Genomic DNA, 15,567 nt, shown 5'->3' with positions numbered 1-15,567 from the left:
ATCGGGAGGATTCATTTGCCTGCCAGCTTTGGCGCTGTGTTTCTGTTGCTGTGCCTGCTTCAGATCAAACACATGTTCGCCGACTATTATTTACAGACGCCCAAGATGCTTTCCGGGCGAGGCACGTATTTCCACATGGGGCGCGCGCAACATGCTGCTGTGCATGTTGTGGGTTCGGTCGTGATTTTCGCGCTCTTTCGCGCCCCGATTGAATTCATACTGATCATCGCTGCGTTGGAATGGATCGTGCATTTCCACATCGACTTTGCCAAAGCCAACTATTCTGACCGCAAACAGCTGCAACCCAATCAGGCCGCTTTTTGGCGTGCCGCTGGTCTGGATCAGTTGTTTCACAACCTTACTTATATTGGCATGGCCTGGGCTTGGGTGGCTTTCGCGGCTTAAGCTTCAGGGTACCACCGGTCGGTTCCGCTTGATCGTCCGCAGTACGACATTCGTTTGCGCGCTGGCGACGGCGGGCAATCGAAACAAGAAATCTTCCAGAAACGTGTTGTAAGCCGACAGATTCCTGCACAAGACACGCAGATGATAATCCGCCTGACCTGTCGTGGCGTAGCATTCCTGCACTTCGGGGCTGATCTCGACGGCCCGGATGAAGTCGACAATCTTGTCCGGGTCATGCCGGGTCAGGTGAACATGCACTATTGCTTCGAACGTCAACCCCATCTCGGCAGGGTTCACCAAAGCGCCGTACCGTTCGATCACCCCAACCTCTTCCAGCGCGCGCACCCGGCGCCATAGCGCGGAGGCTGACATGCCGACTGCATCTGCCAATTCGGCGTTTGAAACCCGGCTGTCATTTTGAAGCAGCGTCAGAATGCGGTGGTCCCGATCATCAAGAGTAGTCATCTTGGAAAGATTCATCCGTAAATATAACTAAATCTGGTGAATCCTATCATATTTTGCAGAACTCGCACAAAATCTGAAACAGAAATTCATCTGTGGGGGGTTAAAATAACCGAACACCAAAGACAAAAACCCATGGACGCGCAGCAATGAGCCACCACGAACCCTCCCCCCGCACCTATCGGCTTGAAGACCGCTATACCCTGACGCAGGGCCGGGTTTTTCTAACAGGCACGCAAGCCTTGGCGCGGATTATGATGGACCAGGCCCGACGCGACCGTCAGGCCGGGCTGAACACGGCGGGGTTTGTCTCGGGCTATCGCGGATCGCCACTGGGCGGGCTGGATCTTGAGCTATGGCGCGCAAAGGACCGACTGAAGACGGATCGCATCACGTTCATGCCCGCCGTGAACGAAGACCTCGGCGCAACGGCGGTTCTTGGTGCGCAACAGGCCATTTTGGACCCGCATTGCGAGGTCGAGGGCATCTTTTCGATGTGGTACGGTAAAGGCCCCGGTGTCGACCGATCAGGCGATGCATTGAAACATGGAAACGCATATGGGTCTGCGCCAAAAGGTGGCGTGCTGGTCGTGGCAGGCGATGATCATGGTTGCGTCAGTTCTTCGATGCCGCATCAGTCGGATGTGGCCTTCATGTCGTGGTTCATGCCGACATTGAACCCAGCCTCGGTCGAGGAATATTTGGAATTCGGCGAGTACGGGTTCGCTCTGTCCCGTTTCTCAGGCACCTGGGTCGGGTTCAAGGCGGTCTCGGAAACGGTCGAAAGCGCACGGTCCGTCGATCTGCACCCGGATCGCAGCTTTTCCCTGCCGCAGATCGACTTGCCCGAACGCGGCTTGCACGTCCGCACCGCCGATTTGCCCTCGCCCGAGATCGAGACCCGCATCCAACACAAGTTGCGCGCCGTTCGGGCCTTTGCCGAAGAAAACCCCATCGACCGGCGTATTTATGACATCGACAACGCGAAGTTCGGCTTCGTGACCACCGGCAAGGGGCACCTCGATCTCATGGAGGCGCTGCGTTTGCTGGACCTTGATGAAGCCGCCTGTCGCCGCTTGGGGATCGACATCTACAAGGTTGGCATGGTCTGGCCCCTGGCCCGTCGCAACGCGTTGCGCTTTGTGAAAGGCAAGGCCGAGGTTCTGGTCGTCGAGGAAAAGCGCGGCATCATCGAAAGCCAGTTCAAAGAATATTTCTATGACTGGCCCGGCGACAAACCCCATAAAATGGTAGGTAAATATGACAGCCATGGCGAACCGCTGATCCCATGGACCGGGGAACTCAGCCCTTTGATGCTGGCCCCTATTGTTGCCGCCCGACTTAACACGTTCTTCCCTGAAGAAAACCTGCCTGCCAAAGCGCGTGCACTGACTGAGACAGAACCGCCCGTGATCAACGTCCCGGGCGCAACACGGACACCCTATTTCTGCTCGGGCTGCCCGCACAATACATCAACTAAAGTTCCCGAAGGTTCTACCGCTGCCAGCGGCATCGGTTGTCATGTAATGGCATCTTGGATGGATCGCGAGACGGTCGGCTATGCACAGATGGGAGGCGAAGGCGTACCCCATGTGGTGGCCTCACAATTCAATGGCGGCAAGCATATCTTCCAGAACCTTGGCGAAGGAACGTGGTACCATTCGGGTTCGCTCGCGATCCGTCAGGCCGTCGCGGCAGGGACAAATATCACCTATAAAATCCTCTACAATGATGCGGTCGCAATGACCGGAGGGCAGCCGGTGGATGGGCCCGTCAGCGTGGCAGGCATTGCGCAAACCTGCCGGGCCGAGGGGGTTGAGCGGATCGCGCTGGTCTCGGACGACATTGCCAAGTTCAGCCGATCCGATTTCCCGGCAGGCACTACGTTCCACGACCGGGCAAAGATGGACAGCCTGCAACGCGAATTGCGCGACATTCCCGGTGTTACGGTCCTGATCTACGAACAGACCTGCGCCACCGAGAAACGCCGCCGCCGCAAGCGCGGTACGATGGAGGACCCCTCGACCTTCGTCTGGATCAACGATCTGGTCTGCGAAGGCTGCGGCGACTGCTCGGTCGCGTCGAATTGCCTGAGCGTTGAGCCGCGAGAAACCCCGCTGGGGCGCAAGCGCAAGATCAACTTAAGTTCGTGCAACAAGGATTTTTCGTGCCTGAACGGATTCTGCCCAAGTTTCGTGACCGTTGCAGGCGCAACCCGGCGAAAGCGGGCCATAGATCTGGACCTCGACGCGCTTGAGGCAGACCTGCCAGGCCCAAAGCTTCCGTCTTTGGACACACCGTTTGATCTGCTTGTGACAGGCGTGGGTGGCACTGGGGTTGTCACGGTTGGGGCCCTGATCACTATGGCCGCGCACCTGGAAGGCAAAGGTGCCTCGGTCCTGGATTTCACCGGATTTGCGCAGAAATTCGGCACGGTACTCAGTTACATCCGCCTTGGCGCAGCTCCGGATGCGCTTAACCAAGTACGCATAGATCGTGGCGCTGCGGATGCGGTGATCGGCTGTGATGTGGTGGTGAGTTCGGCCCCCAAAGCCTCGACTCATTATGCCCGCGGGACACGCGTTGTGCTGAACAGGGCTGAGATGCCCACCGGCGATCTTGTCCTGCGCCGCGATGCCCAATTGCGGGTCGATAAGCGGGAACAGGCGATTGCAGATGTGGTTGGGGCGGACAATCTCGCCAGCCTTGACGCAAATGCAATAGCTGAGGCGCTACTGGGGGATTCCGTCTTCGCCAACGTCATTTTGCTGGGTTATGCATGGCAAAACGAGCTGGTTCCGGTGTCGCATCTTGCATTGGCTCAGGCCATCTTGCTGAACGGTGTTGCCGTCGAAAAAAACCGGCTGGCCTTTGCTCTTGGGCGTTGTCTGGCGGCTGGCCCCGACCGCATTCACGGGCTGGCACTACCCGAAGAGGCAAACGGCACCTTGGATCAGGTGATTGCGCGTCGGGTGGCGTTTTTGACAGATTATCAGGATGCCGCATATGCGGATCGCTATGCGCAACAGATTGAAGCACTCCGCGCGTCGAACCCGAAAATATCCGACGATATTCTAGAATCCGTAGCCCGTAACCTGTTCCGCTTCATGGCCTATAAGGACGAGTTCGAAGTGGCCCGGCTGCAAACGTCCCAAAACTTCGACAACGAACTGAAGCAACAGTTCGAGGGAGATTTCAAAACCAGTTACCACTTCGCCCCGCCAATGCTCAGCTGGCGCAAGGACGAACGGGGCCGCCCCCTCAAGTTTGCACTGGGTCCATGGATGCGCCCGGTTCTGCGGGGACTGTCCCGTCTACGTGGTTTGCGTGGCTCGGTCCTGAACCCCTTCGGCTATCACTCCGAAGCGCGACTGCATCGAGATATCCTAAACTGGTACCAATCGCTGTTGGGCATGTATCTGACAAACCCCTCCGCCCATTCCGAGGCCGAGTGGCTGGACGTGCTGTCAGCTGCGGACCAGATACGCGGCTTCGGTCCAGTACGGGAAGAAAGCTATGAGAACGCGCGCGCGATGGCGCGTTAACCAAGCACCGAGAAACTGCTATCGGTATTGACCGGTCGCTTGCGGGAATAAAAACCGGTGTCGATTGTGCGTCCAATGTAAGGCAGTTCAAACTGCATCGGCTTGTCGTCATGATCCGCACCGCCTTCGACGTAGTCGATCAGTTCAGCCATCATTTTGCCTGCAATCGGCGCGTTCTTGTATTGGTTACCGCTGGTGCCGCAGGCCATGTAAAACCCCGGCAGGCTGGACTTGTCATAGATCGGAATCCAGTCGGTCGAGGCATCATACAAATCCACCACCCCACGGGTTCTGGAGGGTATCCCCAGGCTAGGGACCCGTTGGGCATAACGCATGGCCTGCGTGGTCCATTGATCCGTAAAATCGTGGTTATAGCTTACATCATCTTCGCACCATTGATGCGGATCACAAGCCGGATCCTCGGAACCGATCAGAATATGATTGCCATGTTCTGGACGGCAATACAGCGCGATATCACTATCCGAGACAATTGTTCCTTGCGATTCGAAATCAAATCCTTCGGGCGCGGGTACATGCACCACCTCCTGCCGCAGCGGGCGGGTCCGAATTGTCATGTCGCCCAGAACCCCGGCCATTTCGTTGACAAGCGCTGACCCGGGACCGGCAACATTCACCACCACTTTGGCGTGGATTTCTTCACCAGAGGCAAGTCTGACACCTGCGACGCGCCCCTGCTGCGACAGGATTTCGCGCACGTCTGCGCCCGTTCGCACTTCGGCACCATGCAGCTTGGCGGCATCCATCAGGTTTTGCGCCGACAAGGCCGGATCGGTCACATAACCTGCTTTCGGCCAGAACACTGCGCCCTGAATCCGATCTCCGTTCGGTTGGCCGAACTCCGGATCATCCATGCGACGCGCCGGGGCAAAGCTGTCCAGAGAATAGATCGGCAGACGTTCGGTAATCCGCTCAGGTGTCCATTCTTCAAACGGACAATCCAGTTCGGCGCTGTATTTCTTATGTTTCTCAAGAAACCCATTGGCCTCGGTCTTGACGACCAAACAACCGGTCTCACGAAACTGCGCCAAATCGGCTGTGTCGGGCAAGCCCAGATAGTTCGCCCAATCACGCCAATAGTGATAGCCTTCCCAAGCGAACGCGGTTCCATCGAGGGTCGAATAATGCATCCGAATTATCGCGCAAGAGCCTGCGGTCGAGCCATGCCCAACCTGCGCATTGCGATCCAACGACAGAGTTTTCCATCCGGCCTTGGACATCTCGAACGCGATGGCGGCTCCGATCACCCCGGTGCCAATGATGATTGCGTCAGGTTGGTTCATGTCCTGCCCCTTCCCAGAAACGTTTCGCATACGCGCTGAATTCGGTGATTTCCTCGGGTCGCGGTTCGACCCCTGTAAAAACATAAAGGTAGTGTGGAACCATCGACAGCCTGATCGCCAATGGTTCGTTTAACTGCGCCAGATCATATCCGATCTGCATATAATATAGCACCCGCGCCCGCGTCTCTGCCTCGGTCTCATCATAGTTAAACCGGATGAACATCGCGCGCAGCGCGGCCAGGCGACGGGCATCGGACTGGTCCAGCATACGCCGCACCTTTCCCGATCTTCGTGCCCAATCCCGCACAGCAAAATCAAGAGCCGTATCAAATAGTTCGGTATTCACAACGCAGCGCTGAACATTGCACACCGCAGCCGTGATCGTTTCAGCAGGCAATTCGGATTGCGCGATCAAGGCCGCCGTATTTGTCGCCTGCCATCGCGCCAGCAGCGCATCCAGTAATTCCTGCCGCGACTTGAAGTACCAGTAGAATGATGAGCGCGAGACCGCCATCCGCTCGGCAAGGTTCATGACTTTCACCTGCTCGACCCCGTCCGAAATCAGGACGTCCATGGCCACGTTCAGCCAATCATCGCGCGTGACCTTGACGTTACCAATCAGTGGCTCAGCTTCGGGATCGTCCCTGTGCAGGATGGGTTTGGTGCTCATTCAACTCTCCGGCGGTGCGCCGCCCTCTTCTGTACGGCGCGCTATGAAATCCTTCAACGCACCAAGGCGATCCGTATCTGATGCCGGTGCTTTGAAATTTGCCAGGATTTCCTTCCATACACCGGTCGCGCGATGGTTGGCGTCGATCGCGCCACGCTCGGTCCAGGTGCCAAAATTTGCGTAATCATGCAGGTGCGGCTCATAAAATGCGGTATTATAGCGCTCCATTGTCTGGCTCGTGGCGAAGAAATGTCCGCTGGGTTCAACCTCGCTCAGCGCAGTATCAAACCCGATCTCTGCACCATTGGCCTGTGCCCCTGCACAAAGCTCGGCCACCATGTTCAACACTTCGGCATCGCAGATCATCTTCTCGAAAGATACGGTCAGGCCACCTTCGAGCCATCCGGCCGAATGAATGATCACCGTCGCCCCGGCCATCAGGCAGCCCCACAGGCCGAACTGGTTTTCATTGGCGGCCTGAACGTCGTTGATATTTGCCGCAGACCCCGCCGCAGACCGCCAGGGCAGGCCCAGATACCGGGCCAACTGGCCCGCCGCCAAAGACGCCTGAAAATGCGAGGGTGTCCCGAATGCAGGCGCCCCTGATTTCATGTCGACATTGCTGGTAAAGGTCCCATAGCACACCGGCGCACCGGGGTTGGTAAGCTGGGTCAGCGTCAAGGCCGCAAGCGCCTCGGCATGGGACAGCGTGATGGCCCCGGCCACCGTGATCGGAGCCATTGCGCCCATCAGGGTAAAGGGTGTGATGATCGACATCTGACCATGGCGCGCAAAGTCGATCAGCCCCTGAGCCATTGGAATATCCAGCGTCCGCGGGCTGTTGGTGTTGATAATCGTGTAACAATGGGCGTTAGCGCGGAACTCCTTGTCAGACAGACCTCGCGCCGTCGAGAGCATCTCGAAGCAGTCCATCACTTGCGGCGTGCCTCGCGAGAAGAAGAACGGGAACTTATCCGTCAGCTCCATCTGCGCTTGTGTGGTGAAATAGTGCCGCACATTGGTTGGCACGTCCTGCGGTTCGACCTGCGGTGAGATCATCTGGAAGACATCAAAGTGATGAGTGAGCTTTAGGAACTCCAGATAATCCTGCCCACTCGCTGGCCGCCGACCGCGTTCCAGATCGGTCGCGTTTGGAGCGCCAGCCCCGGGTTGGAACACCAAAGAGCCCAGCTCCAAAGTGAAACCCCGGTGCCGCGCGCCCGCCCGGCAGCCGATGGATTTCGGAGCTGAGGCCACCGCAGCCTCAACCATATCCCGCCCGATGAAGACCATTTCGCTGTCTTCATCCACGCGGGCGCCACCCTGCGCGTAGATTCGCCGCGCTTCGGGCAATAGAACTTTCACGCCCAACTCTTCCAGTGTGCGCAATGCGGTGTCGTGCATATCTGCAATCTGATCCGTCGGGAACACTTCCATCTGTGGAAACGGATTGCGCAACTGGCGATAATTCACCTCGCGACTAGATTGCGGGGCGGCATCGGTCCCGCGCCCGCGCCGTCGGCGTCTTTGGCCCAAGTCCGACATGGTCAACCTCGCATCGCTTTGCCAAGCGGGTCATAGGGCGACGGCGCAATCACGCGGGCCGGGCGTTCGACACCGACCACATGCACCGACAACTCGGTGCCTGGTTCAGCCTTGTCGCGGTCGACCAAAGCCATGGCCAGCGACTTGCCCGTGTAGTGGCCATAGCCACCCGAAGTCACAAATCCAACGCGCTCTTCCCCGGCCCAAATCGGTTCATACCCGCTGGCATCGGCATCCAGCGCGTCAACCTCAAGCGTCACTTGAACTTGCGCCGGACCGTTGCCATCGCGTTCAGCCAGCGCAGCCTCTTTGCCAACGAAATCCTTGTTCCAGTCGATCCAGCGATCCATTCCGGTCATGCCTGGCGTGTAAAGCTGAGTGAATTCTGCAGACCAGATACCAAAGCTCTTCTCAAGCCGCGTCGACTGCATCGCGTTGAATCCGCATTCGCGGATACCGTCCCCGGCCCCGGCCTCTAGCAGCATCCGGCGCAGTTTGATGTGGTCGCCATAGCGGCAGTTTATCTCATACCCTTTTTCGCCCGTCACAGACATACGCGCCACACGGGCACGCACCAGACCGATATCAAAGTCGCCACAGCCCATGAATTTCAGGCCCGAGATATCCTGTTCGGCCAGTTTCTCGACCACAGCCTGCGATTTCGGCCCAACCACGGCAAAACCGCAATATTCCTCGCCCAGATCGCGGATATTCACGGCGTCCATCATGTGATCATTGAACCAGCGCATATGCCATGCGCGTAGATAATAGCTACCCATGATCCACCAGGTCCCGTCGCCCCAGTTCAGCACGGTCAGATCACCCTTGAGGCGACCGTTTTCACCCAGCATTGGAGCCAGTTTGGCACGCCCCGGTGCAGGCAGTTTCGACGCCATGATCCTGTCCAGCCAAGCCTCGGCATTTGGCCCAGTGACCTCAAAGCGCGAAAAGCCCGAGATATCCAGTAGTCCCACGCCTTCGCGGATGGTTTTGCACTCCTCAGCCACGATGTCGTGCGCATTCGAGCGTTTCAGCGTCGGCGTCTCTTCAAAGCCTTCGGGCGCAAAGTAAAGCGGCACTTCCAGATCCCAACTGACGCCCCATTTGCACCCCGCCTCGGTCATTGCATCATGGGCTGGGGCCATCTTCAGCGGGCGACCTGCGGGCAGTTGCTCGTTCGGGTAAGTCATCACGAAACGACGGGAATAGAACTGACCGGTTGTTTCGCGGATGTAGCGTTTGTTCTGAGCGAAATCGCCATAGCGCGCCACGTCCATAGGCCATGCGTCGGCCTCAGGCTCGCCATGGATCATCCATTCGGCCAGCGTCTTACCAACGCCGCCACCCTGCAGGAATCCGGCCATCACCGCACAAGCTGACCAATAACCGCGCTTGCCTGGGACCGGACCGACCAGCGGGTTGCCATCGGGTGAGAAGGTGAACGCGCCGTTCACCCATGTTTTGATGCCAACATTCTGGATCGACGGGTACCGTTCAAAGCCCAGCGTCAGCTCGTTCTCGATCCGGTCGAGCTGTTCCTGGAACAACTCTTCACAGTAGTTCCACGGCGCACCGTCCATAGCCCAGTGCTCGTGATCGACCTCGTAGATGCCCACCAGAACGCCCTTCTGGTCCTGTCGCATATAGGTGAAGCCTTCAAGATCAACCGTCATCGGCATCTCGAAATCCGCCTCGGCCACCTCAGGCACCGTATCGGTGATCAGATAGTGGTGTTTCAGCGGCGAAACCGGCAGCTCCACTCCGGCCATGCGCCCCACCTGTTTGGCCCAGAGGCCAGCAGCGTTGACCACATGTTCACAAGTGATAGTGCCTTTGTCGGTCACAACTTCCCAACCATCCGCAGTCTGTGTCAGGCTTTCGACCTTGGTTTCTTCGTAGTATTCCGCGCCACGTTTCTTGGCCGCAGTTGCATAAGCCTGAACCGTACCGGTTGTATCGATGTAACCTTCGCGATCCGCCCACATCGCGCCCAGCATGCCGTCGGTGGACATGATCGGGCAGCGTTTCTGCGCCTCCTCTGGCGACAACAACTCACAGTCGTCAATGCCGATGGACTGAAAAATGCGGTAGTTGGCCTGCAGCCACTCCCACCGTTCGGGCGTGCCCGCCAGCGTCAGGCCGCCGGTCATGTGCAGGCCGATATTCTGGCCCGACTCTTTTTCAATCTCGCTGAGCAGATCAATCGTATAGGCCTGCAGCGACGCCATGTTCGGATCTGCGTTCAGCGCATGGATGCCTCCCGCCGCGTGCCACGAAGACCCCGAGGCCAAACGCCGCCTCTCCAGCATGACCACATCTGACCAGCCAAACTTGGCGAGATGGTACAGAACCGAGGCGCCGACAACGCCGCCACCGATGACTACGACACGATACTGAGATTTCATCCTGCGCTCCCCTGCATGACTCGCAGAGGACGCTAGAGGCACTGTTCACTTCTGTCTAGACATTTCTGTACAGTTCGAGGGACAGCACCCGGATCAGCTTAAAGCCGGGCGCTCGGGCGTGTCTGAACGGCATCAAACCAGGCGCGTGTGGCCGTGTTCTTTTCTGGGATACGCATCTTGATGACACGTGCGAAATCGACAAACACAAATGTGGTGATGTCGGCCAGAGAGAACATATCACCCGCAACGAAACCGCTGACTTGCAGACGGGCTTCTAGCAAATCGAAGAAGGCGCGCACCCGCTCAGCCCCCCGCTGCGCTAGTTCAGGGATTTGGGCGTGGTTTGCAGGCCCGGTAATCGCGCGGTCTCTGAACGAAGGATGGGTGTTGCGCAAAGTTTCCGCGATTGGTGCGCCACATTGCTGTTCGGCGATGGCATTCCACATCAGAATTTCGCCTTTTTCATCCGGCGTATGCCCCATCAAGGCAGGTTCCGGAAAGCGCGCTTCGAGATAGGCGGCGATGCCAAGATTTTCGGTCAGCGTGGTGCCTTCATCCGTGACAAGAACAGGGATCGTTGCACCGGGGTTCACGGCCCGGAAGGCATCGCTAAACTGTTCACCTTTGGCGATTGAGATATCGCGGGTTTCAATCTCCAGCCCCTTTTCCGCAATAAACATCCGGGCACGGCGCGGGCTTGGCGCGGTTGAGCAATCGTAGAACAACATATTTGACGGTCCCCTCCAAAGCATCACACCTCAGACGTTAGACCGGCCCGGCACTACAGCGCGAGTCGGATCACACAGTGACCCTACGGCAGATCAACGCCGGTAGATGAAACAGCGCCCCTCCACCGCGCCTGCAGGCAGCGGCACTTCGGTCAGCGTTTCAAAATACATGCGATCGCTGGATACCATCAGCCCGCCCTGCGCCAGAAGCGGTTCGATCAAAGGTGAGACGAGGCGGGCAAAAGCATCATTCTTTTGCCGGTTGTGTCCCCCAAGATCGGCATGGATCAGACTGGCTGACGCGCCAAATCGCGTAACCGAAGCAGGCAATGTTTCGCGCACATCACCGAGAATCACCAGATCATCGGGCGGTGTCGAATCGGGATGAGACGCAACGGCCCGTTCAAAAACATAAACAGGACGGTCCTGAATGTGCTTAACCATGTGGTGATATGTGCGCCCATTTCCCAATCCCAGCTCAAAAACCGGACCGGGCTGCCCCGTGGTCTGCGCGATGGCAAAGTCCAGACAAGCACGTTGCGAGACCATTCGGTCAATGAACAGATCCAATCGGCTTTGTTGCTCGGACACGGGGCACCTCTTTCAAAATCATTCGACACCAGTCGGGGGGCGATTGCGCCTTTGATGGCAAAAACTCAAGACTTTGTGTAGCCATACGGCCCGAGTTTCACGATTCCGCGACAATTCGGGTGAAGAAGGTGTTTGACTACGCCGCCCCAACCGCGCGAAACTGCTCAAAAAAGACAGGGAGTTCACAAAGCCGATGTTTTTTAGCCGCCAGACGGGTGGAAAACCCGCATGAGTGCGTTGTTGTCCGTTCGGGATCTCAGCATCGGCTTTGGCACGGGTCCATCCGTTGTCCAAGATGTCAGCTTCGAGGTCGAACCCGGGCAGACACTTGCATTGGTTGGAGAATCCGGTTCGGGCAAAACGATTTCCTGTCGCGCTGCACTGCGTATTCTGCCGCGTACCGCCCAGATCCGTAGCGGAACGATCACGCTGAACGATTCCAAAGGCACCGCTAATCTGATCGAACTGAGTGAAAGACAGATGCGTGGTATTCGCGGCAATCGGGTTTCTATGATTTTTCAGGAACCGATGCGATCTCTGTCACCGCTTCACAAAATCGGAAATCAGGTCAGCGAAGTTCTTTGGTTGCATCGCGGCGCATCCGATGCACAGGCCCGCAAAGAAGTTCTGACCCAGTTTGAGAGGGTTGGTTTCCCCGACCCTGCCCGCGCCTACGACAGCTATCCGTTCGAGCTGTCCGGCGGCATGCGCCAGCGTGCCATGATTGCCATGGCCATGGTGTCCAAGCCTGAATTGCTCATCGCGGACGAGCCGACAACAGCGCTGGATGTTACCACCCAAGCGCAGGTTCTTGGGCTGATCAAAGAGCTGCAGCGCGAGACCGGTATGGCGCTGATCCTTGTCACCCATGACCTGGGTGTAGTTGCTAACATGGCCGAGCGGGTGGTCGTCATGCACAAAGGCCGCGTGATGGAAGCTGGCCCGGCAGCACCAATTCTGAACGATCCGGCGCACCCCTATACGCAGCAGCTGTTCGACGCTGCGCCTGAGATACCCGATCAGGATGCCGTCGGCATACCGATGCCCGACGAGGACCTAATTCTGCAGATGACCGGGGTCTCAAAGACCTACACGATGCGATCGAGCAAAGGTTGGAAAGCCGACAAACTGATCCATGCCTGCCGGGGCGTAGATATGAAGCTGGCGCGCGGCAAGACGCTTGCAATCGTTGGCGAAAGCGGGTCTGGCAAAACAACCGCCGCCAGAATCGCTCTGGGCGCTGAACTGCCCGACCCGGGCGGCGAAGTTCTGTTCAGAACAACAAGGGATTCCGAACCGATAACGGTTCACAGTATGACACGGACCGAACGCACCGCGTTTCAGCGCAAGGCGCAAATGGTGTTTCAGGATCCCTATAGCTCTCTTAGCCCCCGTATGCGCATTCAGGATGCCATGACCGAGCCGTTGGAGATACACCGCCTCGGCACTGTGGCAGAGCAGCGCGACAAAGCGGCCGCGATGTTGCAGCGGGTCGGGCTGAATGCCGATATGCTCAAACGCTATCCGCATGCGTTTTCTGGTGGACAACGACAGCGCCTATCTATCGCCCGCGCGATGATGCTGGACCCGGCGCTGATTGTTTGTGACGAGCCAACCTCGGCGCTGGATGTATCCGTTCAAGAGCAAATTTTGACCCTGCTCGAAGAACTGCAGGACAGTCTGAACCTGTCTTACCTGTTCATCTCACATGATCTGGCCGTCGTCGCGCGCATTGCCGACGAGGTCGCCGTCATGCGCCGGGGTCTTGTGGTGGAACAAGCCCCACCCGAAACTCTGTTCTACAATCCACGTCATCCCTATACCAAGGCACTGATTGCCGCCCAGCCGGAACCAGATATCAATCGCCCGATTGATCTGAAACTGGTTGCGTTAGGTGCCGGTTCTCCCGACAGTTGGGATGACGCCTTTCGATTTTCCGACTCCGTGATACCTTCTTTGGTAGAGTTGGAGCCCGGCCATAAGGTACGTTGCCATGTTTAAGACCACTCACCGATTGATTCTGGCCGCGTCGCTGGCCATCGCAGGAATGCTGCCCGCTGTGGCAGAAATTCCGTCTAATCTTCAGGAAAACGCGTTCTGGCAAACCGAGGTTGAAAGCGGCGACCTGCCACCGGTTGCTGAACGTATTCCGCAAGAACCGCTGATCGTGGACTTAGCCGCCAAAGGTCGCGAATTCGGCGTACCCGGCGGTACACTGCGCACGATGGTCACCCGGTCCAAAGATATTCGGCAAATGGTGGTCTATGGCTACGCAAGGCTTGTGGGCTTCGATCAGGATTACAACATCGTCCCGGATTTGCTGGCTTCTTTCGAAAACGAAGACAATCGCAAATTTACTTTGAACCTGCGACCCGGCCACAAATGGTCAAACGGATCCGCGTTCACATCCGAAGACTTCCGGTATTGGTGGGAGGATGTGGCCAACAACGAATTGCTCAGCCCTTCAGGCCCACCAGATTTCCTGCTGGTTGAAGGCAAAACACCCACCGTCACCTTCCCCGACGAAACAACGGTTGTATTCGAATGGGATGACCCCAACCCGAATTTCCTGCAATCACTTGCTCAGGCGCGGCCGCCCTTTATCTATCGACCGTCTGAGTTCCTTAAGCAGTATCACGAGAAGTTTGCAGACCCCGAAGAACTGGCATTCAAGGTCGAAGATGCGCGGGTAAAAAGCTGGGCGGCGCTGCATAACAAGTTGGACAATCTATATAAGTACGACAATCATGAACTGCCGACGTTGCAGCCATGGCTCAACGCAAGTTCGGGCAAGAAAATCCGGCACAACTTTGTCCGTAACCCTTATTACCATCGGGTGGATTCAAATGGGGTTCAGCTGCCCTATATCGACGTAGTCGAAATGGAAATCGTCGCACCGGGTTTGGTTGCGGCCAAAGCAAATGCGGGTGAAACTGACTTGCAAGGTCGCGGATTGGCATTCCGCGATGCCTCGATCTTGAAAAAGGGCGAGGCTGAAGGTGGATACAAGACGCTTTTGTGGAAAACAGGCGTCGCGTCGCAGATCGCGATTTATCCAAATTTGAATTACACTGACGATGCATGGCGCGAGGTTCTGCGCGATGTACGTGTACGCAGGGCGCTGTCGCTCGCCATTGATCGCAAGACGATCAATCAGGCGCTCTATTTCAAGCTGGCCCAACCCGGCGCGATGTCGGTTCTGCCCGCATCGCCCTTCTACGACGAAGCGAATGCGCAGGCTTGGGCACAGTATGACGTCGACAAGGCGAATGCTCTGCTTGATGAGGCTGGGCTGACCGAGCGTGACAAAGATGGTATCCGACTGTTGCCCGACGGGCGTCCGATGGAGCTGATCATCGAAACCGCAGGTGAGCGGCAAGAGGTTGAAAATGCCCTGCAGATCGTCACGGATACCTGGCGTGAGATCGGAGTCGAACTGGTCATGCGTCCATTAGATCGAGACATTCTGCGCAACCGGGTCTTCTCGGGCAATACAATGGCGTCGGTCTGGTTCGGCTGGGATGACGGCATTCCGCAAAGCCACACATCGCCGGCCTATCTCGCCCCGACCGATCAGGTCTTTCTGGCGTGGCCTAAATGGGGCCAATACTATCAGACAAATGGAGGGTCGGGCGAACCACCAGACATGCCCGAGGCCGAACTTCTCATGAAGCTTGCCCACGATTGGGAAATCGCCTCCACGGATGAAGAACGCGGCGCAGTCTGGTCTGAGATGCTGAAAATTCACGCCGACCAGCTTTATGCGATCGGCATCCTGAACGGCGCACCGCAGCCTATTGTCGTGTCGAACCGCCTGCGCAATGTGCCTGAGCAGGCCATGTGGGCATGGGAACCCGGCGCACACTTCGGCATTCACCGTCCCGACGAGTTCTTCTTCGCCGACTAATTCAGGAG

The 15,567-nt window shown here is 57.4% G+C and carries 11 protein-coding genes; 4 read left to right on the top strand and 7 right to left on the bottom strand.

What is annotated here, in order from left to right:
- The first annotated feature begins 15 nt into the window (after nucleotides 1-15).
- The gene (locus tag ACR0AY_RS06010; RefSeq protein WP_170397621.1) at nucleotides 16-405 is read left to right on the top strand and encodes a DUF3307 domain-containing protein; all 390 of its coding nucleotides are present in this window, start codon (nucleotides 16-18) and stop codon (nucleotides 403-405) included.
- Between the two features lie 3 nt (nucleotides 406-408).
- On the opposite strand, the gene ACR0AY_RS06005 is transcribed toward ACR0AY_RS06010, so the two are convergent.
- A complete protein-coding gene (locus tag ACR0AY_RS06005) occupies nucleotides 409-870 on the bottom strand; it encodes an Lrp/AsnC family transcriptional regulator (RefSeq protein ID WP_170511503.1) in 462 nt (153 codons plus the stop codon).
- Between the two features lie 146 nt (nucleotides 871-1,016).
- On the opposite strand from ACR0AY_RS06005, the gene ACR0AY_RS06000 reads away from it, so the two are divergent.
- Nucleotides 1,017-4,412 (top strand): indolepyruvate ferredoxin oxidoreductase family protein, encoded by a 3,396-nt coding sequence (locus ACR0AY_RS06000; RefSeq protein ID WP_170511504.1) that lies wholly within the window; start codon nucleotides 1,017-1,019, stop codon nucleotides 4,410-4,412.
- Here ACR0AY_RS06000 and ACR0AY_RS05995 read toward each other — a convergent pair.
- The 6 genes from ACR0AY_RS05995 to ACR0AY_RS05970 all read right to left on the bottom strand — a co-directional run bounded on the left by ACR0AY_RS05995 (nucleotide 4,409) and on the right by ACR0AY_RS05970 (nucleotide 11,652).
- Nucleotides 4,409-5,713 carry an FAD-dependent oxidoreductase gene (locus ACR0AY_RS05995; RefSeq protein WP_170511506.1) on the bottom strand — a complete coding sequence of 435 codons (1,305 nt, stop codon included), beginning with the start codon at nucleotides 5,711-5,713 and terminating at the stop codon, nucleotides 4,409-4,411. The two genes, ACR0AY_RS06000 and ACR0AY_RS05995, sit on opposite strands and share 4 nt — an antisense overlap.
- Nucleotides 5,700-6,383 (bottom strand): TetR/AcrR family transcriptional regulator, encoded by a 684-nt coding sequence (locus ACR0AY_RS05990; RefSeq protein WP_170404600.1) that lies wholly within the window; start codon nucleotides 6,381-6,383, stop codon nucleotides 5,700-5,702. The genes ACR0AY_RS05995 and ACR0AY_RS05990 overlap by 14 nt, the downstream gene beginning before the upstream one ends.
- Nucleotides 6,384-7,928: a trimethylamine methyltransferase family protein gene (locus ACR0AY_RS05985; RefSeq protein WP_170511508.1), complete on the bottom strand. Its 1,545-nt coding sequence runs from the start codon at nucleotides 7,926-7,928 to the stop codon at nucleotides 6,384-6,386.
- A 2-nt stretch (nucleotides 7,929-7,930) separates the two neighbouring features.
- Nucleotides 7,931-10,333 carry a GcvT family protein gene (locus ACR0AY_RS05980; RefSeq protein WP_170511510.1) on the bottom strand — a complete coding sequence of 801 codons (2,403 nt, stop codon included), beginning with the start codon at nucleotides 10,331-10,333 and terminating at the stop codon, nucleotides 7,931-7,933.
- A 98-nt stretch (nucleotides 10,334-10,431) separates the two neighbouring features.
- The gene (locus ACR0AY_RS05975) at nucleotides 10,432-11,061 is read right to left on the bottom strand and encodes a glutathione S-transferase (protein WP_170511511.1); all 630 of its coding nucleotides are present in this window, start codon (nucleotides 11,059-11,061) and stop codon (nucleotides 10,432-10,434) included.
- A gap of 93 nt (nucleotides 11,062-11,154) precedes the next feature.
- Nucleotides 11,155-11,652, bottom strand: coding sequence for a class I SAM-dependent methyltransferase (locus ACR0AY_RS05970; RefSeq protein WP_170424445.1), 498 nt, complete (start codon nucleotides 11,650-11,652; stop codon nucleotides 11,155-11,157).
- 228 nt (nucleotides 11,653-11,880) lie between these two features.
- Here ACR0AY_RS05970 and ACR0AY_RS05965 point away from each other — a divergent pair, with 228 nt between their 5' ends.
- Both ACR0AY_RS05965 and ACR0AY_RS05960 read left to right on the top strand, forming a co-directional pair.
- Entirely contained in the window at nucleotides 11,881-13,653 is a 1,773-nt protein-coding gene (locus ACR0AY_RS05965; protein WP_170397648.1) for an ABC transporter ATP-binding protein, read from the top strand.
- Complete coding sequence (locus ACR0AY_RS05960; protein WP_170511513.1) at nucleotides 13,646-15,559, top strand: ABC transporter substrate-binding protein; 1,914 nt, start codon at nucleotides 13,646-13,648, stop codon at nucleotides 15,557-15,559. Before ACR0AY_RS05965 ends, ACR0AY_RS05960 begins: the two co-directional genes overlap by 8 nt.
- The last annotated feature ends 8 nt before the right edge of the window (nucleotides 15,560-15,567 follow it).

It is taken from the genome of Ruegeria sp. A5, assembly GCF_056543005.1.
The sequence above is the reverse complement of the archived record's forward strand: the minus strand, read 5'-3'. Positions and strand labels throughout refer to the sequence as shown.

What these genes read in the sequence shown, in the direction of transcription:
- ACR0AY_RS05995 (WP_170511506.1), bottom strand. Translation starts at nt 5,713, where the DNA reads ATGAACCAACCTGACGCAATCATCATTGGCACCGGGGTGATCGGAGCC.
- ACR0AY_RS05990 (WP_170404600.1), bottom strand. Translation starts at nt 6,383, where the DNA reads ATGAGCACCAAACCCATCCTGCACAGGGACGATCCCGAAGCTGAGCCA.
- ACR0AY_RS05960 (WP_170511513.1), top strand. Translation starts at nt 13,646, where the DNA reads ATGTTTAAGACCACTCACCGATTGATTCTGGCCGCGTCGCTGGCCATC.
- ACR0AY_RS05985 (WP_170511508.1), bottom strand. Translation starts at nt 7,928, where the DNA reads ATGTCGGACTTGGGCCAAAGACGCCGACGGCGCGGGCGCGGGACCGAT.
- ACR0AY_RS05980 (WP_170511510.1), bottom strand. Translation starts at nt 10,333, where the DNA reads ATGAAATCTCAGTATCGTGTCGTAGTCATCGGTGGCGGCGTTGTCGGC.
- ACR0AY_RS05965 (WP_170397648.1), top strand. Translation starts at nt 11,881, where the DNA reads ATGAGTGCGTTGTTGTCCGTTCGGGATCTCAGCATCGGCTTTGGCACG.
- ACR0AY_RS06000 (WP_170511504.1), top strand. Translation starts at nt 1,017, where the DNA reads ATGAGCCACCACGAACCCTCCCCCCGCACCTATCGGCTTGAAGACCGC.
- ACR0AY_RS06005 (WP_170511503.1), bottom strand. Translation starts at nt 870, where the DNA reads ATGACTACTCTTGATGATCGGGACCACCGCATTCTGACGCTGCTTCAA.
- ACR0AY_RS05975 (WP_170511511.1), bottom strand. Translation starts at nt 11,061, where the DNA reads ATGTTGTTCTACGATTGCTCAACCGCGCCAAGCCCGCGCCGTGCCCGG.